Below are 21,224 nucleotides of genomic sequence, written 5' to 3' on the forward strand. Positions count from 1 at the left end.
CTTACTGCGCGTTGGCGTCGATCACCGCTTGCACCGAGGGCGGCATGCCTTGCACGTTGCCGGTCACGGTCGGTTTGATCACGTCGACGCCATGCTCCTTCAGCAGCGCGCGGCCTTTCTCGCTCAGCAGAAAGTCGACGAAGCTGCTCGCGCCGGTGCGGTTCGGCGCGTCCGAGAGGATGGTCAGCGTGTAGCTGGCCTTGGCTTGCAACTCGGGCGCCGGACGGATCGCGGGGATCTTCAGATCGGAGGTCTCGGTCGAGTAGAAGAAGCCGGCGTCGAGCTGGCCCGATTGCAGGCGGCCTACCAGCGTTTCCTCAGGCAGCACCTGGGCGGGATTCTCCGGCGCGCCGAGCGTCTTCTCGACCAGATCCGGCTGATGGTAGAGGTCGGCCGCCTTCGTCATCATCTCGACCGTGAACGCACCCTTCGGATCGAGCTTCGGATCGGTGCGGCCGATGCGGATGCCCGGCTCCTGCAGCACCTGATCCCAGCGTTTGCTCTTGAATGCCGCGGCGAACTTGCTCTGCGGGTTGTAGCCGATCATCAACGGCGATTCCGCGAAATTCACATACCAGGTGACGTGGTCGCCGTTGGCTGCACCCATCAGGCTCTGGTTGACTTTCGGGCTCGCGCTGATGAACACGTCGCCGCGCCGCAGCTTGCCCTTGATCTCGTTGGCGATCTTGTTCGAGCCCGCCGCATAGCCGCGGAACTGCTGGCCGGTGGCTTTCTCGAACGCGGGGCCGACGCTGCGTTCCATCAGGTTGACGAGCGATCCGGCGTACAGCACGTTGACGGTATTGCTGTCGTCGGCGAAGGCGGGCGAGGCCGTCACGACACCGGCGACGACCACGAAGGAAGCAAGCAGCTTGCGAATCATGCGAAAACCCCGATACGTTATTAAGAGCGCTATATTACGACGCCATCGCGCCGTGGTGCACGGATGGCGTCGATGGCGCGATGCAATGCGGCGCCCGGTAAAGCGCGTGGGCGCTCAGTGAAGCTGGAACGTGCGCACGTAGCTCGTGCCGCCGGTTGCCGCGCGGTCGATCGCGTACAGCAGGCCGCGCGGCGCGTCGACGGCGACGCCGCGGGCGTCCTGAAAGTCGTTTGCAAGCACGCTGATGGTGCCGTCCGCCGCGATCCGGCACAGGCCAGTGGCGTTGCACTTGGTGTAGAGCGTGCCGTTCGCGTCGACGGCCATCAGGTCCGGTGCGTTGATCTGCACGAACGCGCCGTTCGCCGCCACCGCTTGCGAGGCATTGAGCAACGCGCTGAGGCTCGCCTTGACAATGTCGTTGTTGGCCTGGTCCGACACGTACACGTTGTCGCCCGACACCGCGATGCCGACCGGTTTGCCGAGGCCCGTCAGCAGATCGCGTTCCACGGCCGTGTGCGCGACCGGATCGTAGGTGATCAGGCTCAGCGCGCCTTGCGGCGGATTGCTGCCGTTCTTGACGAACCACGTGGACAGCAGACGGTTCGAGCCGATCGCGATCAGGCCGAGACGGCGGCGGGTCGGATCGGGACCGCTGAATTGCGCGATCGCATTGGCGCCGGTGATGCCGAAAATCGCGCTGGCCGTGCCGAAACCGAAGCGTTCGATCAGCAGCGTGTTCGCATCGGCGAAACTCAGCTGGCTCAGGCTGTTCGCCTGGCCGGCGACCGTCGGCACGCTCGCGTAGGTCGAGAAGGTGCGGGTGTCGGTGGCGGCCAGCACGCTGTTGGTTTGATCGTCGGTGATGAAGACCGCGCCGTCGGCCGCGCGCACCGCGATGCCGTTCGGCGCCGCATTGACCGCGATGCGCTGCGGCACGAAATTGACGTTGTCGCCGCCGCAACCGGCGAGCGCGGCGATCAGTCCGAGCGTGACGGCGGCAAGACGCGTGGTGCGATGCAGTGAAGACGAGAGGCGCATGAGATCTCCTGGACGGCGGGCGGGCACGAGCCGCGAGCGGTTGCAACGCGCGCGCCGATTGTTGTGATGGTTGTTATCGAATCAGGCCGCCGCCGTAAAAAAGCCCGATACGTGCGGCGATATAGTGCGTATTCATGAAGTCGCGGCGCGGATTGACGCGCAAGCCGCCGCCGCCGCGTAATATACACACGGACATAACGAATGAACAGGCCGCCTGGCTGCCGATTCTGGAGATAAGCGCGAATGGATAGTGTGAATGCGATTGCCGCGGCCGCCGTCGACGGCGCGCTCGTTTTGAACGGACGATTCCAGCGCGCGCTGCGGATCGATCTCGACCGGTTGCGTCGCTACGATAGCGTGCTGGCCACGCCGTTCGACCTGCGTTGCTATACGACGAACCGCTTTATCCGCAGCGTCGAACCGTATCGCGGCGTGCGGCTGACCACGCTGATCGAAGAAGCGGGCCTGCCCAATTCCGTGCCGGGCGAGTTCAAGCGCACGGTGTTCGTCGCGGTGGGACAAGACGGCTACGTGGTGACGTTTTCGTGGCACGAGCTGTTCAATACGCCGGTCGGCGAGAACGTGCTGGTGGCTTACGAATGCGGCGGCCGCGCGCTCGATGCCGAAGACGGCGCGCCGATCCTGTTCTCCGGCTCGGACATCCTGCCGGCGCCGCGGCATGTGAAGCGGCTCGCGCGGATCGAGGCGCATGTGCTGACGGCGTTGGGGTGAGGCTGGCCAGCGGGCGTACCATGAGGCGCTATCTTTTCGTGCGTCGATACCATGTCTGACAATTTGCTTGCCGTGGGTGTTGCGGGTGCCGCGGGTGTCCCGTCTGGCGACGAGGTGGCCGTCTGCGCCGCGCAATGGCTTGCCTGCGCGACCGACCCCGCATCGGCCGATACGCAGTTGTTCGCCAAGCTCATCGCCGCGCGCGACGCTCGGCACGAACTCGCGTTGCTGGGGCTGTCGCAAGCGGCATGGCAAGGGCTGACGGCGAGGCACTTCGCGCGAAAAAGCCCGGCCGGGACGACGCGGCTCACGCTGCCGCCCGCTGTTCTCACCAGCGAGCACGCTGCCTTCGTCGGCACGCTCCACGCGTTGCTGCTCGCCGAGGCCAACCCCGAGGTCGATGCCGCCGACGCCCACTGTCTCGCGACGATCGTCGCACACGCCTGTCTACGGCCGGATCACTTGTGGCGCGACCTCGGCCTGCGTGGCCGCGACGACGTCACGTGGATGCTCACGCGCTACTTCCCGGCGCTCGTCGAACGCAACGTCGACAATCTGCGCTGGAAGAAATTTCTCGCCGCACAACGCGCGTTGTCGCTCGGGTTAGCGCCCGGCCCCGCGCCGGGTTGTCCGGGCTGCGAAGACTACGGTTTCTGCTTCGCGCATCCCGTCTGAACCCTGGCTGTTCGCCGCCGGCCGGGGTGGCAGCGCAAGGCCGTTCGTGTATGCTCTCGCGCATGGCCGACACCGCAAAAACCCCACCTTCCGCCGCGAAAAAAACGGCGAAGACGCGCCCCGAAGTGCGCTTCAGAATGCGTATCCGTACCGCCGGCACCGTCGCGCTCGGACCGGGCAAAGTCGAGCTGCTCGAAGCCGTGCGGGAATTCGGTTCGATCTCGGCGGCCGCGCGCAGCCTCGACATGTCGTACCGGCGCGCATGGCTGCTGATCGACGAACTGAACCGCTCGTTGAAGTCGCCCGCCACGCATTCGGAGCAGGGCGGTCCGAGCGGCGGCGGCTGCACGCTGACGCCGGTCGGCGAAACCATCGTGCGGCTGTATCGGGACGTCGAGGAGGAGGCGCAACGCAGTTGCGCGAAGCAGATCGCCGAGTTGACGCGTCTGATCCGGACTTGAGCGGTTTGGCGTGGCGTCAGCGTTAGCGTTGCGCTCGCATCGGTCTTCAGCCGTTAACCGTGCCGCAGGCAGAATGCCGGCGCCGGCGCTTGCTCCAGTTGCGCGACGTGCTCCGGATGCAGCCGCGCCATCAATTCCACGAAGCTCGCCACGCTCGCCGTGCGCAACGGGTGATAGTCGATCTGGTGCCGCTCGCATACGCGCTTGAGCGTGTTCATCGAGTCGTGATCGACGCAATCCACCGGAAACACCACGATATCGGCGCCCGGCAGCGCGGCCGCGAGCAGGCCCTTGCGGTCTTCCACGCCGCCGTCGTGCACCAGCAGCTCGCCACCCGCGTTTTCCACCAGACGCTTTAACGCCGCATTCGAATTCGGCCGTCCGCCCACGTAGACGATGCGCTTGCCCTGCACGCTATCCAGGCTCGCACGGCGCGCGCCGTGGGTGGCGCCGGCGGCATCGACGGTTGCGCGTTCCAGTGCGTCGCATTCGCTTTGCACCAGCTTGAGCAGCTCAAGCGCGTGATCGTGGCGCTTGCGCAGCGTCAGCGCGGCTTCCTGTTCCTGCTGCACGCGTTGCTCCGCGGCTTCGCGGCGGCTGGTGTGGAGGGCCACGCGCTGATCGGCATCGTCGAGGCGTTCGCGTAGACGTTGCGTTTCGGCGGCGAGACCGGCGGCATCGGCCGGGAACTGGCGTGCCGCGTGCGCGCTGAGTTGCGCGATCTGCTCGTGCAGCGCGGCGATCGACGCGTCGCGCTGCACGCTCAGTTCATGCAGACGGCTTTGCTGACGCTCGATCTTCTCCTTCAGCGCCGCGTTCTCTTCCTCCAGCGCGACCAGCCGTCGAATGTCCGCGCGATTCGCGGCGCCCACCAGATGCGACAACATGTGCAGATCGCCGAACGCTTTCTGGCGCACGGGCAGCGTCGCGTGACGGTGCGTCATCACGGCCCAGTAGGCGGGCGGAATGTCGCCGCTTTTGAGGGCCTCGTCCCACAGCTTCAGCAGTTCGACATCGTCGGCGGCGTCGTCGAAACGGCGCAGCGCGCCTGCGTAGTGTTCGTCGAGCAGCTTGTTCAGCGCCTTGGCGCCCGCGCCGCCGGCCGTTGCCAGTTCGACCGCGTAATGGTGGATGTCGAGATCGCTGGCGTCGCGGCGGTCGAGGCTCGTGAATTTCGGCACCAGCTTGCGCAGCTCGTGCGTGGTCAGACAGGTGCCGATGATCGAGCAATGTAGATGGGCGTCGAGTTCGCTGAGCCGCGAGCGCCGCGCGGCAGCCGGTTGCGGCGGCGCCTTGGCGGGTGTGCAGCAGGCGTCGGCGGCGCGCAGACCGGTGCCGGCGCGGTCGTCGCCGGACAATTTGAGGCGGGAGGGCTGGGCGAGACGAAACGGGGGCGTGTGCATGAGGTCCTCGAATCCGGTTCGGGGTCAGTCGTGCTCGACGGGGACGGCGTGCCTCGTCATGTCGGTACGCGGATGTCCCGCGCTATGTTTGAGGCGATATAGCGATGGGCAAAAGAGCGCGTCATCTGTTTGGCTGGCGGTTTATTCGTTCGCGCCGGCGAGGGCGGCTTCGGTGAGCGAGTCGCGGCGAGCCGCAGCCGTTGCCCTTTCTGTCACTGCCGCCGCTGCTTTTGCCGTGGCGCCGCGACCGCGCGCCGGACGGGCCGCGCCGCGCGTGGCCGAACGCGGCAGGGCGTCGGCGGCCACCGGCGCGTGCTGTTCCAGCACATGGCCGACGCACAATCCGATGAAAGCGGCATCGAGCCGTTCAAGTTCGGCGACGACCTTGCGCAACGCGGTCAGATCGTTGCTGAACGCGTCCGAGAAAATCGCGTCGCGGAGTTGATCGGCGGAGCGGGCTTCCTCGATCGAGGCTTTCAGATCGGCGAGGCGCGCGAAGCCGACGGCGCGCGCACGTTCGGCGAGGATCGACAGCAACTGGTTGAAGGTCGGCGACCCCGAGGTGCCGACCGACGCGAAGTTCAACGGATCGGCGCTCAGCATCAGCACGAAGCGCTGCACGCTGCCGTAAAGCCGCCGGTAAGCGTCGACGACGTCGCGGATCGATTCCGCGCGGCCGCGCTCGGACGCCGATTTCACGGCGACGATGGTCGACGAGATCTCGTTGGCAAAGCGTTGGCGGCCGTTCGCCGGATCGGACTGAGTGGATCGACTGCGCACTGCTGATGGCTCCCGCTGGCGTGTTGGGCCTCGTGCGGCGCGGCGGAGAAGCCCGTTGCGCGCCGTTCGAGGCCGACCGTGATATTCGAGAGGATATAACGAAAGGCGAGCCGGGTGTGGAACCGAACGACCGTTTCCGTTGCGCGGGATCACAACATGGCGGCGGCGCTGCGATGTTGATGCGCCGCTCATCCCGCGCGGGCAAACGCGAGGAAAGCGTTGACCGCCGCCGCCTTCTCGTACTTCCGGTAGGCCAGTGCGATCTCCGACGCGATCGGTTTCCCCGCGATGTCGCGATACACGACCCCGGGCAGCGCGACGCATTCGGCGAGCGTATGCGGCACCACCGCGACCATCCCGCCGAGCGAGACACGGGCCAGTACCGACGCAAGCGTGCCGGGCCGTGGCCCGAGGCGCGGCGTGAAGCGGCCGCGCCGCGCGACTTCGAAGGTCGGCGCTTCCTGCTCGGGCAGCACGAAGCACTGGTCGCGCAGTTGCGCCGGCTTGATGCGTTCCGCCGACGCCGCCAGCGGGCAATCCGCCGGCAAGGCCAGCACGAAGCGGTCGCGATGCACGGTGACCGCCGCGATGCCGTCGGCGAGCGGCAGCGGCGGGCGCACGTAGGCGGCGTCCAGTTGACCGTCGCCGAGCATGGCGGCGACCGTGTCCATCGGCACTTCGCGGATCGACACGTCGACGCCCGGATGCGCGGCGCGAAATCCGCCGACCGAGCGTTGCAGCACGCCCGCATACGCGGCCGACGCGACGTAGCCGACCTCCACGCGCCCCAGTTCGCCACGCTCGGCGAGCAGCGCGCGCTCTTCGCCGCGGGCGAGATGATCGAGCGCGACGAGCGCCTCCGCGAGATACGCATGGCCCGCCGCGCTCAACGCCACCGAGCGCTTGGTGCGATGAAACAGCCGCACGCCGAGCAGCCGTTCGGCTTCCTGGATCAGCTTGGTCAGCGAGGGTGGGGCGATGCCGAGTTCGTCGGCGGCCCGCGAAAAATGGAGCTGCCTCGCGACGCAAACGAACGCGTGGATATGACGAAGTTCGAGTTGGCGCATAGGACTCGCTATTTCCAATCAGGTTAATTATGTTGCGATTCTATGCCAATGACAGGCAATAAATGGATCGCTAGGATGAACCCACTTGCCTCGATCCCGCGAACTTCGATCCCGCGAAGCGGGGTCAAGAACCGTTCCACCTTCGTCCACGCCTGCTCGCGCCCATGACTTCCGCCTCTCCCCGTTCCACCGCATCCCCTCCTGAAATCTCCCGGCACGCCGCCAGCCCCGCCTTCGTCCTCGCCACCGCCTCCGCGACCTGCGCGCTGATCGTGCTGGACACCAACGTCGTCGCCGTGTCGCTGCCGTCGATCGCGCGCTCGTTCCACGCCAGTTTCGCCGATGTCGAATGGGTGGTCAGCGCGTACATGGTCGCGTTCGCGTCGTGTCTGCTGCCTGCCGGCGCGCTGGCCGACCGTTTCGGCCGCAAGCGGATGCTGCTGCTCGGGCTCGCGGTGTTTTTCCTCGCGTCGCTCGGTTGCGGGGCGGCGCCTTCCGCGTTGCTGCTGAATCTCGCGCGCGGGGTCAAGGGCGTGGGGGCGGCCATGCTGCTCACGGCGGCGCTCGCGGTGATCGCCAACACCTTTCACGAGGGGCCTGCGCGGGTGCGCGCGTGGGCCGTCTGGGGCACCTGCATGGGACTCGCGACCACCATCGCGCCGCTGGTCGGCGGCGTGATCACGCAATGGCTCGGCTGGCGCTGGATCTTTCTGCTGAATCTGCCGGTGTGCGCGGTGCTGGCGTGGTGCGCGTCGCGCGCGATCGGCGAATCGCGCAACCCGCAACGCGGACCGCTCGATGCCGCCGGCGGCATCCTGTTCGGTCTCGCGCTGTCGCTCGGTATCTGGGCGCTGATCGAAGTGCCGGCCGACGGACTCGCGAGCCGCGCGACCGTCGTCAGACTCGCGGGTTGCGTGCTGCTGCTCGGCGCCTTCATCCAGGTGCAGCGCGTGCGCCGGCACGCGATGGTCGATCTCGCGCTGTTCCGCCAGCCGCGCTTCGTCGCCGGCGTGCTCGCGATGTTCGGCTACGCCGCCTGCGCGCAGGTGATGATGACGTTCCTGCCGCTCTATCTGCAGAATGCGTTCGGCCTGTCGGCGGTGGCGGCGGGCGTCGGCATGCTGCCGTTCGCGCTGGCGATGGTGGTCGGCCCGTACCTGGGCGCGCGTCTCGACAAGCGGCTTTCCGCCCCCGCGATGCTGTCGGCCGCGCTGCTGCTGATCGCGCTTGGCAATCTGCTGACGGCCTTCGTCGCGAGCGATGCGCGCTATGCATTCGTCGCCGTCGGCATGATCGTGACGGGGCTCGGCGCCGGCATGCTGAACGGCGACACGCAGAAAGCCATCATGGCCTGCGTGCCGCCGGAGCGGACCGGCATGGCATCCGGCATCAGCACGACGACGCGCTTCACCGCGATCGTCACGTCGGTCGGTGTGCTGGGCGCGGTGCTGGCGGCGCGCACGCAGGCGGCATTTATCGCCGACGCGCCGCGCACGCCGGCCGTCCAGACGGCGCTCGACGCGGGTTTCCTGTCCCGTGTGCTGGCGGGCGACGCCGCGCAAGCCACCGCGCAACTGGCGCCGGACGTGCGGCGCGCATTGATGTCGGCCGCGCAGGCGAGTTTCGCGAACGGATTCGCTGCCGCGCTGGCGTTGGCCGGCGCCGCCGCGGTGGTGATTGGCGTTGCGGTCTGGCTGCTGGCCGGGCGCGGCGCTTCAATGCAAACACCAGCGCAAACCCCCGCTCAACCGCAGGGCAAAATTGGGTAGAACTGTCAGGCGCCGCTCGCGCATGCCCCCACCCGCGCGATTTTCCGATATCTTGTGCAGCGTGCTCGCGGCCGCCTTCGCCGCGGAGCGCCACCGATCCAGCATTCCTCGCCAACCGGCATCGCACAAGACGAAAAAATGAGCGCATCCAACATCGAAGTGATCGAGCGGTTCTACACGGCATTCCAGCAGCGCGACGCCGAAGCCATGGCCGCCTGCTATGCCGGCGACGTGGTCTTCAGCGACCCCGTGTTCGGCGAATTACGCGGCGACGAGGCGCGCGACATGTGGCGTATGCTGGTTGCCCGCGCGCAGAATTTTTCGCTGACGTTCGACGGCGTCGAAGCCGACGAGCGCAACGGCCGCGCGCACTGGGTCGCGCGTTACCTGTTCAGCCAGACCGGCCGCGAGGTCGTGAACCGCATCGAAGCGCGTTTCGTGTTTCGCGACGGTCTGATCGCCGAACATCGCGATACCTTCGACCTGTGGTGGTGGTCGCGCCAGGCGCTGGGCATCAAGGGCGGCCTGCTGGGCTGGACGCCGATGATGCAGCGCGCGATCCGCGCGCAGGCGAAGAAGGGCCTCGAGCTTTACCGGAGCCGGCAGTTGCGGACCTGAGGCCAGCCGGCGCCGCTCGTACGCGGGTCGCGTGCCGGTCTTGCGCCGCTTTCGTGCCGCTCTCGTGCCGCTTGTCGCGCGCCATCGACCTGCTACATTAGTCCGTCACGCCGACGAAGCGAGGATTGTCATGCCCGTACTGGATTCCGCCTGGGAAGAATGGCTCAGCAGCAATGTCGCGCGCGGCTGCAGCGTGGATTCGATGGTCGAGTCGATGGTGCAGGCCGGCTTTGCGGCCGACGCCGCGCGCGCGGCGGTGCACCGCGCGGCCGGCCAGGACGCACAGGCCAGGATAGCGGCGGTTGCCGCGACCGAGGCCGTGCTGGCGAAAACCGCGCCGCGTACCTTCGAGTACGACGCGATGCCGGTCGCCGCCGGCAATGTGATTCACGCGTTCGACCGCGACGTGCGCGTCGTGATGCGTTGCGAGCGGCCGCAGGTGGTGGTGTTTGCCGACGTGCTGTCGCCGGAGGAATGCGCGGAGATGATCGAGCGTTCGCGGCATCGGCTGAAACGTTCGACGATCGTGAATCCGGACACCGGCAAGGAGGACGTGATCCGCAACCGCACCAGCGAAGGCATCTGGTACCAGCGCTGCGAAGACGCGTTCATCGAGAAGCTGGACCGCCGGATTGCCGCCTTGATGAACTGGCCGGTCGAAAACGGCGAGGGTCTGCAGATTCTGCATTACGGCGTGACCGGCGAATACCGTCCGCATTTCGACTATTTCCCGCCCGACCAGCCCGGCAGCGCGGTGCATACCGCGGAGGGCGGCCAGCGCGTGTCGACCCTGGTGATCTACCTGAACGACGTGCCCGGCGGCGGCGAAACGATTTTTCCCGAAGCGGGCCTGTCGGTCGCCGCGAATCAGGGCGGCGCGGTGTATTTCCGCTATATGAACGGTCAGCGCCAGCTCGACCCGCTGACCCTGCACGGCGGTTCGCCGGTGCTTCACGGCGACAAGTGGATCATGACCAAGTGGATGCGCGAACGCGCGTACGGGTGACGGCCGATGCGGGCGTGACCGGCGCCGCCGCCGCAGCGTCTCGCTGATGAGCCGCTCATGCTTCGAACCGGCGTTGGCCTCGTGACCTAGTCGACCGTCCGTCCGATGGAAGCCGTCGCGGTGGCTGTAGCCGTCGCGGCTTCGGCCGATCCCGCCAGCAACTGTTTCAACGCCGTCCGGCCGCTCGTGTAACCCATGCGCAGAATCATCATGCCGATCGCCGCGCCCGCGACGTGATCGAGCACCGGCACGCCGGCGAGACTGCCGGCCAGTCCAAGTGTCGCGACGAGCGCCGAGACGGCGTCCACGCGCGCATGACAGGCGCTGGCCATCAGCATCGCCGAATCGGTACGGCGCGCTTCGGCGCGCAGATAGCGGAACAGCACTTCCTTGGCGATCGTGACGAAGCCGCTGATTGCCAGCGCGCCGATATACATCGCGTTGCTGCCGCTCAGCGTCGACGTTTGCGCGACGCTGTTCCATAGCATTTCGATGGCGGTAACGCCCAGCACGGCGGCGATGAACAGCGACGCCAGCGCCTGTTCGGTGCCGCCATTCGCATCACGCTGCGCGGTGCCGCGTTGCCGTGTGGTGAGGTACAGCACGACCAGCACGACGCCGTCGGCGGCAAGGTCGCTCAACGTATGGATGCCGTCCGCGAACAGCCCGTCCGAATGCGCGGTCAGGCCGATGGCGATCTGCATCGCGCAAAGGAAGGCGTTGAGCAGTGCGCTCGTGGAGGCGGCCTTAAACAAGATGGCCGCCGGAAAGAACCTGACTGCGGCAGTCGCGCACGGGAAGCTGGGACATTGGCTGGGGACCGTTTCTTCTGTTGTCGCAGCAAAGTACCCGGCCAACGTGGCACGCGCATGACAGCGGGTCAGGGCGTCCGGTAGATATCCGGGTTATGCAGTTCCATATAGCGCTCCGGATTCGCGAGGCTGGTGAAGCCGTGCGGCGCATACACGTGGTGCGCGTCGCTCGTGACCAGCACGACGCGGCGCAGTCCCTTGACCGACGGACTCGCGAAGATGTGCTTCATCAACGCCGACGCGACGCCCTGGCCACGATGCGCGGGCAGCACGAAAACGTCGCACAGGTACGCGAAGGTCGCCTCGTCGGTGATGAGCCGCGCGAAGGCGATCTGGTTGCCGTCGCGATAGGCGCCGAAACACTGCGAGCCCGCGACCGCGCGCTCGAACGTGTCGCGCGGCATGCCCTTGGCCCACGCGGTCTGCTGCGACAGAAACGTGTAGATCATTTCGAGGTCGAGTTCGTTTTTGTCATTCGACAGGCTCAGATCGTTCGATTGCACCGCGAGTCTCCTGCTGTTTTTTCTGGATTGATGGATACCGTTGAGCGTCGTGAAGCGCGCCGCCGCGCTTCATCCCTTGGCCGGGTCTTCCGTGCCGCGCGAGCCGCCGCCGATGCTTTGTCCCGCGTTATGCGGCAGCCCCCAGTAGCCGATCACCGACACCAGCGTCAGCACGCCCGCGGCAAGGAACGCGAGGCGGAAGTCGTCGAGCGTGAACACGCGGCCCGTCGTTTCGCCGTTGACGAACGCCGCCGCGCGCAACGCCACTGCGCCGAATGCGATGCCGAGGCCGATCGTCATCTGCGCGGCCGCGCTCCACAGCGTGCTGGCCGCGCTCATCTGCGGCTGCGCGACATCGGCATAGGCGAGGGTGGCGAGCGTGGAGAACTGCATCGAGCGCGCCACGCCGTAGACGAACACGACGATCAGCACCAGCGCGAGCGGCACGTTCGGCGTCAGCAGCCCGCATGCGACGATGAAGATGCCGGCGATCGTCACGTCGACGATCGACACCATGCGAAAGCCGTAGCGTTGCAGAATGCGCGTGGTCAGCGCCTTCATGCCGAGGTTGCCGAGCGCGCTCGCGAGCAGCAGCAGGCCCGACTTGAACGCCGACAAACCGAAGCCCACCTGGAACAGCAGCGGCATCAGATACGGCACCGCGCCAATGCCGATGCGCGTGAACGAACCCGTCACCACGGTCACGGAAAACGTCGGAATCTTCAGCGTCGACACGTCGATCAGCGGATGCGGATGACGCTTCGCGTGCTGGAACGCGACCACGCCCATCAGCAGACCGAACACGATCACCGCGCCGGCCACCCACGGATTCTCGCCGGGCTGGCTCGCGAGTTCGGCGCCGTACAGGATCGCGGTCAGGGTCGTGCCGCTCAGCAGCAGACCGGCCACGTCGAGCGGCTTGCGCTCCGTGCCGCGCAGGTTCGGCACCAGCGCGAGCGCCACCGCCATCGCGGCCAGACCGAACGGCACGTTGAGCAGGAAGATCCAGCGCCACGACGCGTAGGTGGTGATGAAGCCGCCGACCGGCGGCCCGATCACCGGCGCGGCGATGGCCGGCCACGTGATGGTCGAGATCGCCTGCATCATGCGGCTCTTCTCGGTGCTGCGGACCACGATCAGACGGCCCACCGGCACCATCATCGCGCCGCCCATGCCTTGCAGCAGACGCGCGGCGGTGAATTCGACGACGTTCTGCGACAGTCCGCACAGCACCGAGGCCACCGTGAACACGCCGATCGCGCTGAAGAACACGGTGCGCGAGCCGCAGCGGTCCGCGACCCAGCCGCTCGCCGGAATGAAAATGGCAAGCGCCAGCATGTAGGCCGTCATGCCGAGACTGAGGCTATTGGGGCCGACGCCGAACGAGTGCGCCATCTGCGGCAGTGCGGTGGCGATCACCGTGGTGTCGAGATACTCCATGAAGAAGGTGGCCGCGACGATGTACGGCAGCCAGCCGATGTGCGCGTTGCGCGTCTCGCTGGTGCTCATCGCGCGGACCTCGCGGTGGGCTTGACGGGCGCGATTGCCGCGGCGGCGCCGACGGCAAAGCGCTGCGTGGCGCGCAGGCGGCAGGCGCGAATCCGGATGGGCTTCATGTTCTTGCGACGACCTTTCGAATGCGGAGCGGCGTCACGTGGCGGAGGTGGGCTGGCGGCAAGCGCGGCCCGCACGGTGACGCAGCGGTGGAAAGGCGGCCTTGCGCCGCCAGCCTTGCATCGTAACGCAACAGCGCCGCTTGTATCGTCGAGGATTGCCGTAGCGTTGGAGCGCGGCGGGCCGACTTCGGTCGATGTCGATCAGGATCGGCCGACATCGCGCAATGTCGTTCCGCCACGCCGCGGTATGACGATGCCGCTCAGTCCTTTGCCGCGTACTCGCGGTCGAGCTTGTCGTACAGCGGCTTGTTGACGAGCCGCTGACGCTCGCTGAACGGCGCGACCAGCGTCGCGTCCTCGTCGAGACGGCCGTTGCTCTTCAGCGTGCCGAGCGCGCGCTGCATGCCGAGCACCGCGCCCTGCAACGCCGCGTTCGCGTACAGCACGATGCCGTAGCCGAGCTTGCCGAGCGCCTCGCGCGACTGCACCGGCGTCTTGCCGCCGATCACGATGTTGATCAATTGCGGCGTGTCGAACAGCGACGGCAAACGTTCGATGTCGGCCAGCGATTCCGTCGCCTCGATGAACAGAATGTCGGCGCCGGCTTCGATGAAACGATGACCGCGCTCGATCGCGTCCTCGATGCCGTGGACCGCTGCCGCATCGGTGCGCGCCATGATCTGCAGATTGCCGTCCTCGCGGGCATCGACCGCCGCGCGGATCTTGCCGGCCATCTCGCTCGCGCCGATCACCTCCTTGCCGGCGAAGTGGCCGCACTTCTTCGGCATGATCTGGTCTTCGAACTGGATCACGTCGGCGCCGCTGCGTTCGAGCACGCGCACGGTCTGGCGGACGTTCAGCGCATTGCCGAAGCCGGTGTCAGCGTCGACGATCAGCGGCAGCGCGACCGCGTCGCGAATCCGCGCGGTGTGCTCGGCGACTTCCGCGAGGCCGATGAAGCCGAGGTCGGGCAGCCCGAGCGACATGTTCGTCACGCCCGCGCCGGTGATGTAGATCGCCTCGAAGCCGGCGTCCTCGATGACGCGAGCGCTCATCGCGTTGAACGCGCCGGGTACGAGCAGGCCCTGGCGGGCTGCGACTTTGGCGCGGAACGCGGCGCGGCGGGTGGCGGAAGTGGTCATGGCAAGGTGTCTCCGGTGATGAAGGCATGAGTGTGTCGCGAGGCGCGGCGTTCAAGCGCCGTCGAGGCGACGGCTGCGGCCATTTGTGCAGGAAGCATGCCATTGCGTGGCCGGGCTGCGTTTGTTTTTAATTTGTTTTTGTTAATCAATGAATTAGCGCATATGGAACGCATGAAGGCGTTCGTGGCACAATGCTGGAACGGTTCCGTGAAACGTTTCATGGAACGTTTCAACGTTTTCGCGCGGAGTGCCGGGATGTCCACTTTCACGTCGTTTCCCGCTTTGCCGCCGACCACCAGCCGGCCGGGCGTCGCACTGGTCAGTATCAGCCGCTTGCAGTCGCTTTGCGAGACGGTCGCGCCGCGCTACGCGGAGCAGGCGCGCTTCTTTTCGGTTCGCGAAGGCTACGGCGCGGCGGTCGCGACCCTGCAAGCCTATGTGGACGCCGGCTCGGTCGACGTCGTCCTCGCCGCGGGATCGAACGGCGCGTATCTGCGCGACAACCTGAACGTGCCGGTCGTGATGGTCAAGGTGAACGGCTTCGACGTGCTGAGCGCGATCACGCGCGCCACCACCACATGGCCCGGCGCGCAGATCGGCCTCGTGCTGCATGAAACGATCTCGCACGAGCTTGCCGATCTGACCGGCTGGCTGAAGGTCGGGCTGAAACAGCGGGCGTACCGTTCCGTCGATGAGGTACGGCTCGCCGTCGGCAATCTCGCCGACGAGGGGTGCAGCGTGATCATCGGCCCGGGCATGGCATGCGATGTCGCGCAGCAGGCCGGGCTCGCCAGCGTGTTCCTGTATTCGCTCGGCGCGGTCGAGGAGGCCTTCGAGCGCTCGGTGGAACTGGCGCGCGTCAGCCGCCAGAAGGAAGCGAAGCGCGAGCGGCTGAACACGATCGTCGGCCATCTGCGCGACGGCGTCGCCGCGTTCGACGACGCCGGCCAGCTCGAAGCCGTCAACCCGGCGATGCTGGAACTGCTCGGTGTGGATCGCGCGGGAGACGCGCCGTTCGGCGGGCGCGATCCGGACGTGGCCGCGCAGGTCGCGCGCGCCGTCGGTCCGTGGCTGCGGGAGATGAACGATCGGCACGACCCGGCCCGGCGGATCGAAGAACGGATCGAACAGATCGGCGGGCGCGCGTTGATCGTCAACTGCGTGCCGGTCATGGAGCAGGGTGTGCGTTCGGGATCGGTGGTGACGGTGCAGGATGCGCTCGTCGCGCAGCGCATCGACCGTTCGCTGCGCACCAGCCAGCGGCCGAAGCAGCTGGTCGCGCGGCATCATCTGGACGATCTGGTGGGCCAATCGGCGGCGCTCGAACGCGTGCGGCGCCTTGCGCGCGCGGGCGCCGCGCACGACGCCACGGTGCTCCTCACCGGCGAAAGCGGCACCGGCAAGGAACTGGTCGCGCAGGGCATTCACAATGCCAGCCGGCGGCGCGGCAATCCGTTCGTCGCGTTCAATTGCGCGGCGTTGCCCGAAGGTTTGATCGAAAGCGAGCTGTTCGGCCACGAGGAAGGCGCGTTCACCGGCGCGCGGCGCGGCGGCAAGCCGGGGCTTTTCGAGATCGCGCACACGGGCACGATCTTTCTCGACGAAATCGGCGAAATGCCGGCTGCGTTGCAAAGCCGTCTGCTGCGCGTGCTGCAGGAACGCGAGGTGATGAAGCTGGGCGCCGGACGCGCGACGCCGGTCGACGTGCGGGTCATCGCCGCCACGCATCGCGATCTGCACGCGCTGGTCGAGCAGGGCGCGTTTCGCGCGGATCTGTATTTCCGGCTGAACCTGCTTCAGATAGAATTGCCGCCGCTGCGCGAACGGCGCGGCGACGTTGCCAATGATGTTGCCAATGACGTCGCATTACTCGCGCGCCATCTGTTGAAGCGCGGCGCGCTGCACCATGGGCTGCCGGAAGCGGCGCTGGAACGGATACTCGCGTTCCTCGCGCCCTTGTTCGACGGCTACGCGTGGCCCGGCAACGTGCGGGAGCTGGAAAATCTGCTGGCGCGCGCCGCGATTTATCTCGGCGACGGGGCGGGCACCACGGGTTCGGCGGCTTCTGACGGCAGTTCGGCCGCGGGCGCCAAACCGGACGCGATGCCGGGCGAAGACTGGCAGGCGGTGTTCCCCGAGTTCGGGCGGATGAGGCAGGCGGCGCGTGAAGCCGATACCCGTCTCGCGTTACACTCGCGTACTACCGGTCTTCCTGGTAACGGCGACGCAGCAACGGCCAAACCGGCGTTGCCTCGCTCGACACCGACCCGCGAGGACGTCATGCGCGCCCTCGAATCGACCGGCGGCAACCGCGCCGCGGCGAGCCGGGCGCTCGGCATCGGCCGCACGACGCTTTGGCGGCTGATGAAAACCTGAGTGAATTCAATGCGATAGTCACTACCCGCGAAATAAATAGCGTCAGACTATCATAATCATTAAAACAATCCGCTTTACCTATTAAGCGTCGTCTGAGATACTTACTCCACTTTCCAACCACTCAGAAAGAGGACTCAGTAAATGCCGATCATCAACACTCAAGTCAAACCGTTCAAGGCACAGGCTTACCACAACGGCGATTTCGTGACCGTCACTGAAGAAAGCCTGAAGGGCAAGTGGTCGGTTTTCGTTTTCTACCCGGCTGACTTCACCTTCGTTTGCCCGACGGAACTGGGTGACCTGGCTGACCGCTACGCCGAATTCCAGAAGCTCGGCGTGGAAATCTACAGCGTGTCGACCGATACGCACTTCACGCACAAGGCTTGGCACGACACGTCGGACACGATCCAGAAGATCAAGTACCCGATGCTGGCCGACCCGACGTTGACCATCTCGCGCGCTTTCGACGTGCTGATCGAGGAAGAAGGCCTGGCGCTGCGCGGCACGTTCGTGATCAACCCGGAAGGCGAGATCAAGCTGAGCGAAGTGCACGACAACGGCATCGGCCGTGACGCAGGCGAACTGCTGCGCAAGGTGCAGGCTGCACAATACGTCGCCGCTCACCCGGGCGAAGTCTGCCCCGCCAAGTGGACGCCGGGCGCTGAAACGCTGACCCCGTCGCTGGACCTGATCGGCAAGATCTAAGGTTTCGCGTGCATGCCGCCCGCTTCGCGGGACGGCATGCGGCAGCCCGCAGCACCCGCAGTCGGCGCCTCAGGGCGCATCAAGACGCATCGCCGCGCGGATCGTTAGATACAGCGATTTGCGCGTCCCCGGGCCTCACGCTTCCTATCCGGATGCGTGGCGGCGCCGGGAAACCAATACCCATCGTCACGGAATCGAATCGCCATGCTTGATGCCAATCTCAAGACTCAACTGAAAACGTACCTCGAAAAGGTTAGCAGGCCTATTGAGATCGTCGCGTCGCTCGACGACAGCGCAAAATCGCAGGAGCTGCTGGCATTGCTGAACGATATCGCGACGTTGTCGGAGCGCGTCAGCGTGATCGAGCGGCGCGGCGACAGCGAGCGCAAGCCGTCGTTTTCGATCGGCGAGCCGGGCAAGGAAACGGGCATCCGTTTCGCCGGTATTCCGATGGGACATGAATTCACGTCGCTGGTGCTGGCACTGCTCCAGGTCGGCGGCCATCCGGTCAAACTCGACGATGCGGTGATCGAGCAGATCCGCAATCTCGACGGCGACTATCAGTTCGAAACGTATTTTTCGCTGTCATGCCAGAACTGCCCGGAAGTCGTCCAGGCGCTGAATGTGATGGCGTTGCTCAACCCGCGCATCCGCCACGTGGCGATCGACGGCGCGTTGTTCCAGAACGAAGTCGAAGCGCGCCAGATCATGGCGGTACCGACCATGTTCATGAACGGCGAAGTGTTCGGCCAGGGGCGCAGCGGCGTGAAGGAAATTCTCGCGAAGCTCGACACCAATGCCGGTGCGCGTGCCGCGAAAGAGCTCGAGAAGAAACCGGTGTTCGATACGCTGATCGTCGGCGGCGGCCCGGCCGGCGCGGCGGCGGCGATTTACTCGGCGCGCAAGGGCATTGCGACGGGCGTGGTGGCCGAGCGCTTCGGCGGTCAGGTGCTGGATACGCTGGCCATCGAGAACTTCGTCTCGGTGACGGAAACCGAAGGGCCGAAGTTCGCCACGGCGCTGGAGCAGCACGTGAAGGCGTACGAGGTCGACATCATGGACGTGCAGCGCGCCGAGGCGCTGATTCCGGGGCGCATCCACGAGGTGCGTCTGGCCAACGGCGCGGTGCTCAAGGCGAAGACGATCGTGCTGGCCACCGGCGCGCGCTGGCGCGAAATCAACGTACCGGGCGAGCGCGAATATCGCAACCATGGCGTGGCGTACTGCCCGCATTGCGATGGGCCGCTGTTCAAGGGCAAGCGCGTCGCGGTGATCGGTGGCGGCAATTCGGGCGTCGAAGCGGCGATCGATCTCGCGGGGATCGTGCGTGAAGTGACGCTGCTGGAATTCGGCGCCACGCTGCGGGCGGACGAAGTGCTGCAACGCAAGCTGCGTAGCCTGTCGAACGTGAAGGTCGTGACCCAGGCGCAGACCACCGAAATCACCGGCGACGGCAAGAAGGTCAACGGTCTGGTCTACAAGGACCTGAGTTCGGGCGAGGTGAAGAGCGTCGAACTGGAAGGCGTGTTCGTGCAGATCGGTCTGGTGCCGAATACCGAGTGGCTGAAGGGCACGATCGAGTTGTCGAAACACGGCGAGATCGTCGTCGATGCGCGCGGCGCGACGTCGGTGCCCGGTGTGTTCGCGGCGGGCGACGTGACCACGGTGCCGTTCAAGCAGATCGTGATCGCGGTGGGCGAGGGCGCGAAGGCATCGCTGAGCGCGTTCGATCACCTGATCCGTCACGGCGATGAAGTCGATGCCGAGAGCGAGGCCGAGGTTGAGGCTGCGGTTTGATGATGTGGCTGTAGTTGGTTGAGTAGTGAAGCGGCGGCCTTTGGGCCGCCGTTTTTATTTGGTGAATCGGTGACAGGCAAAGAAGGTCAGCTTCAGAACCTTGCTGCGGGCGGCGTACGTGGGGAGGGCGATCAAGGCTTAGCAGCAGGAGCGGCTGTCACCGCAACAGGGCGGCTGCTACGGAAGTTTCATCACAAAAGTGCCGCCACAAAAACCAACGGCTGCCTTTCGGCAGCCGTCGCATGCGGGATTCTCTATCTTGCCTTGCGGCAGAATTTCCATTCCAGATGGAACCCGGTTGCCCGGGCGGCGCTACGTTTTTCGCACCCGCTCGTACGTAGTTTTGAAGCGCCGTTATATGAATCCACGTGCGGGCGGTCAAGCGCCAGGCCGTAGCAACGAACATCGCGCACTTATCGCAGCGCCCCCGAACACCCGTTTCATTCGCACGCTCGAACCACGTACGGCAAGCCGCACCCGGACCAGCCATGTTTGGAGACTCCCACCTGGCGCAATTCCTTGGCGATCCTGCATGTCAGGCCATATAAATCTGGGAGTCGGAAAAGACCCATCGACTCATGCGCCGCTCGTCCACCGCCGCGGCCTATGCGGGCGACATAAAACAAGGAGGGAGACAATGGCAACATCGCGAGCGGCCCCCGCGCGGTGGGTCGACAGCAAACGCTATCTGTGGCTGCTCGGCGCGCTCACGATCACCTTGCCGCTGCATGCCGCGAATCTGGCGTTGCACACCGGCTGGCATATCTTCTGGTGGTTCGGCCCGATCTTCGTATTCGGCATCATTCCACTGCTCGATTATCTGATCGGCGACGACGCCAGCAATCCGCCCGAGGACGTCGTGCCGACGCTCGAAAAAGAGCGCTATTACCGGCGCGTCGTGTATCTCGCCACCGTCATCGAATACATCTCGTTCTTCGGCGCCGTGTGGGTCGTCGGTACGCATGCGCTGACGTGGTACGACTATCTCGGCTTCGCGCTGTCGCTGGGCGCGGCGACCGGCGTGTCGATCAACACCGCGCACGAGTTGGGTCACAAAACCGACCGCTTCGAACGCTGGCTCGCGAAGATCACGCTCGCGCCCGTCTGCTACGGCCATTTCTTCGTCGAACACAATCGAGGCCATCACGTTCGCGTGGCCACGCCGCCCGATCCGGCCAGCGCCCGCTACGGCGAATCGTTCTGGGCGTTCCTGCCGCGCACGGTATTCGGCAGCATCGCCTCTGCGTGGCGGCTGGAAAAACATCGGCTGGAACGGCTCGGCAAATCGCCGTGGACCTTGCGCAACGAAGTCCTGCATTCGTGGGCGATGACCGCCGTTCTATGGGGCGCGCTGATCGCGCTATTCGGCAAGGTGGTGATTCCGTTCCTGCTGCTGCAGGCGGTGTATGGCGCGTCGCTGCTCGAAGTGGTGAATTATCTGGAGCACTACGGCCTCGGCCGCAAGCAACTGGCGAGCGGGCGCTACGAGCGTTGCCAGCCGCAGCATTCGTGGAACAGCAACCGCATCGTGACGAATCTTTTCCTGTATCAGTTGCAGCGTCACGCCGATCATCATGCGAATCCGACGCGGTCGTATCAGGCGTTGCGCCATTTCGACGACGCGCCGCAATTGCCGTCCGGTTACGCGACGATGATCATGTTCGCGTATATACCGCCGCTGTGGTTTCGCGTGATGAATCCGCGCGTCGTGGCGCACTATGGCGGCGACATGACGCAGTCGAATATCCGTCCGGCGATTCGCGAGCGGGTGTTGGCGCAGTTCGCTCACTAGACACATCGCTCATCGAGCCTCGCGCAAAATAAAAGCTCGCCGGCATTTC

20 protein-coding genes are annotated in these 21,224 nt (G+C 65.9%); 10 read left to right on the plus strand and 10 right to left on the minus strand.

What is annotated here, in order from left to right:
- Window position 1 precedes the first annotated feature (1 nt).
- Window positions 2-883, minus strand: a complete 882-nt coding sequence (locus tag LFL96_RS33380; protein ID WP_281002160.1) for an extracellular solute-binding protein — start codon at window positions 881-883, stop codon at window positions 2-4.
- 114 nt (window positions 884-997) lie between these two features.
- Window positions 998-1,921, minus strand: coding sequence for a hypothetical protein (locus tag LFL96_RS33385; protein ID WP_281002161.1), 924 nt, complete (start codon window positions 1,919-1,921; stop codon window positions 998-1,000).
- Between the two features lie 243 nt (window positions 1,922-2,164).
- Here LFL96_RS33385 and LFL96_RS33390 point away from each other — a divergent pair, with 243 nt between their 5' ends.
- The 3 genes from LFL96_RS33390 to LFL96_RS33400 all read left to right on the plus strand — a co-directional run bounded on the left by LFL96_RS33390 (window position 2,165) and on the right by LFL96_RS33400 (window position 3,789).
- A complete protein-coding gene (locus LFL96_RS33390; protein ID WP_281002162.1) occupies window positions 2,165-2,653 on the plus strand; it encodes a molybdopterin-dependent oxidoreductase in 489 nt (162 codons plus the stop codon).
- 51 nt (window positions 2,654-2,704) lie between these two features.
- On the plus strand, window positions 2,705-3,328 hold the full coding sequence (locus LFL96_RS33395) for a nitrogen fixation protein NifQ (RefSeq protein ID WP_281002163.1): 624 nt from the start codon (window positions 2,705-2,707) through the stop codon (window positions 3,326-3,328).
- 137 nt (window positions 3,329-3,465) lie between these two features.
- On the plus strand, window positions 3,466-3,789 hold the full coding sequence (locus LFL96_RS33400; protein ID WP_348638437.1) for a LysR family transcriptional regulator: 324 nt from the start codon (window positions 3,466-3,468) through the stop codon (window positions 3,787-3,789).
- A 53-nt stretch (window positions 3,790-3,842) separates the two neighbouring features.
- Here the strand turns inward: LFL96_RS33400 and LFL96_RS33405 are convergent, their stop codons facing one another.
- The 3 genes from LFL96_RS33405 to LFL96_RS33415 all read right to left on the minus strand — a co-directional run bounded on the left by LFL96_RS33405 (window position 3,843) and on the right by LFL96_RS33415 (window position 7,039).
- A complete protein-coding gene (locus LFL96_RS33405; RefSeq protein ID WP_281002164.1) occupies window positions 3,843-5,192 on the minus strand; it encodes a DUF2325 domain-containing protein in 1,350 nt (449 codons plus the stop codon).
- Between the two features lie 141 nt (window positions 5,193-5,333).
- On the minus strand, window positions 5,334-5,972 hold the full coding sequence (locus LFL96_RS33410) for a hypothetical protein (RefSeq protein WP_281002165.1): 639 nt from the start codon (window positions 5,970-5,972) through the stop codon (window positions 5,334-5,336).
- A 188-nt stretch (window positions 5,973-6,160) separates the two neighbouring features.
- Entirely contained in the window at window positions 6,161-7,039 is an 879-nt protein-coding gene (locus LFL96_RS33415) for a LysR family transcriptional regulator (RefSeq protein ID WP_281002166.1), read from the minus strand.
- Window positions 7,040-7,203: 164 nt separating this feature from the next.
- On the opposite strand from LFL96_RS33415, the gene LFL96_RS33420 reads away from it, so the two are divergent.
- The 3 genes from LFL96_RS33420 to LFL96_RS33430 all read left to right on the plus strand — a co-directional run bounded on the left by LFL96_RS33420 (window position 7,204) and on the right by LFL96_RS33430 (window position 10,432).
- Window positions 7,204-8,808, plus strand: coding sequence for an MFS transporter (locus LFL96_RS33420; protein WP_281002167.1), 1,605 nt, complete (start codon window positions 7,204-7,206; stop codon window positions 8,806-8,808).
- A gap of 138 nt (window positions 8,809-8,946) precedes the next feature.
- Window positions 8,947-9,426 (plus strand): nuclear transport factor 2 family protein, encoded by a 480-nt coding sequence (locus tag LFL96_RS33425; RefSeq protein ID WP_281002168.1) that lies wholly within the window; start codon window positions 8,947-8,949, stop codon window positions 9,424-9,426.
- Between the two features lie 130 nt (window positions 9,427-9,556).
- Window positions 9,557-10,432, plus strand: a complete 876-nt coding sequence (locus LFL96_RS33430; RefSeq protein WP_281002169.1) for a 2OG-Fe(II) oxygenase — start codon at window positions 9,557-9,559, stop codon at window positions 10,430-10,432.
- A gap of 86 nt (window positions 10,433-10,518) precedes the next feature.
- Here LFL96_RS33430 and LFL96_RS33435 read toward each other — a convergent pair whose 3' ends face one another.
- From LFL96_RS33435 to LFL96_RS33455, 5 genes are all read right to left on the minus strand, one after another.
- Window positions 10,519-11,187 (minus strand): cation diffusion facilitator family transporter, encoded by a 669-nt coding sequence (locus LFL96_RS33435; protein WP_281002170.1) that lies wholly within the window; start codon window positions 11,185-11,187, stop codon window positions 10,519-10,521.
- 125 nt (window positions 11,188-11,312) lie between these two features.
- Entirely contained in the window at window positions 11,313-11,747 is a 435-nt protein-coding gene (locus LFL96_RS33440; RefSeq protein ID WP_281002171.1) for a GNAT family N-acetyltransferase, read from the minus strand.
- A gap of 69 nt (window positions 11,748-11,816) precedes the next feature.
- Window positions 11,817-13,256, minus strand: coding sequence for an MFS transporter (locus LFL96_RS33445; RefSeq protein WP_281002172.1), 1,440 nt, complete (start codon window positions 13,254-13,256; stop codon window positions 11,817-11,819).
- A 367-nt stretch (window positions 13,257-13,623) separates the two neighbouring features.
- Window positions 13,624-14,505: an oxaloacetate decarboxylase gene (locus tag LFL96_RS33450; RefSeq protein ID WP_281002173.1), complete on the minus strand. Its 882-nt coding sequence runs from the start codon at window positions 14,503-14,505 to the stop codon at window positions 13,624-13,626.
- Window positions 14,502-14,774, minus strand: coding sequence for a hypothetical protein (locus LFL96_RS33455; protein WP_281002174.1), 273 nt, complete (start codon window positions 14,772-14,774; stop codon window positions 14,502-14,504). The genes LFL96_RS33450 and LFL96_RS33455 overlap by 4 nt, the downstream gene beginning before the upstream one ends.
- On the opposite strand from LFL96_RS33455, the gene prpR reads away from it, so the two are divergent.
- The 4 genes from prpR (at window position 14,761) to LFL96_RS33475 (ending at window position 21,175) form a co-directional block, all read left to right on the plus strand.
- A complete protein-coding gene (gene prpR, locus LFL96_RS33460) occupies window positions 14,761-16,881 on the plus strand; it encodes a propionate catabolism operon regulatory protein PrpR (protein WP_281002175.1) in 2,121 nt (706 codons plus the stop codon). The two genes, LFL96_RS33455 and prpR, sit on opposite strands and share 14 nt — an antisense overlap.
- A gap of 141 nt (window positions 16,882-17,022) precedes the next feature.
- Complete coding sequence (gene ahpC, locus LFL96_RS33465) at window positions 17,023-17,586, plus strand: alkyl hydroperoxide reductase subunit C (protein ID WP_281002176.1); 564 nt, start codon at window positions 17,023-17,025, stop codon at window positions 17,584-17,586.
- A 204-nt stretch (window positions 17,587-17,790) separates the two neighbouring features.
- Window positions 17,791-19,383, plus strand: coding sequence for an alkyl hydroperoxide reductase subunit F (ahpF, locus tag LFL96_RS33470; protein WP_281002177.1), 1,593 nt, complete (start codon window positions 17,791-17,793; stop codon window positions 19,381-19,383).
- A gap of 637 nt (window positions 19,384-20,020) precedes the next feature.
- Window positions 20,021-21,175, plus strand: a complete 1,155-nt coding sequence (locus LFL96_RS33475) for an alkane 1-monooxygenase (RefSeq protein ID WP_281002178.1) — start codon at window positions 20,021-20,023, stop codon at window positions 21,173-21,175.
- The last annotated feature ends 49 nt before the right edge of the window (window positions 21,176-21,224 follow it).

Source organism: Paraburkholderia sp. D15, assembly GCF_029910215.1.
Classification (GTDB): domain Bacteria; phylum Pseudomonadota; class Gammaproteobacteria; order Burkholderiales; family Burkholderiaceae; genus Paraburkholderia.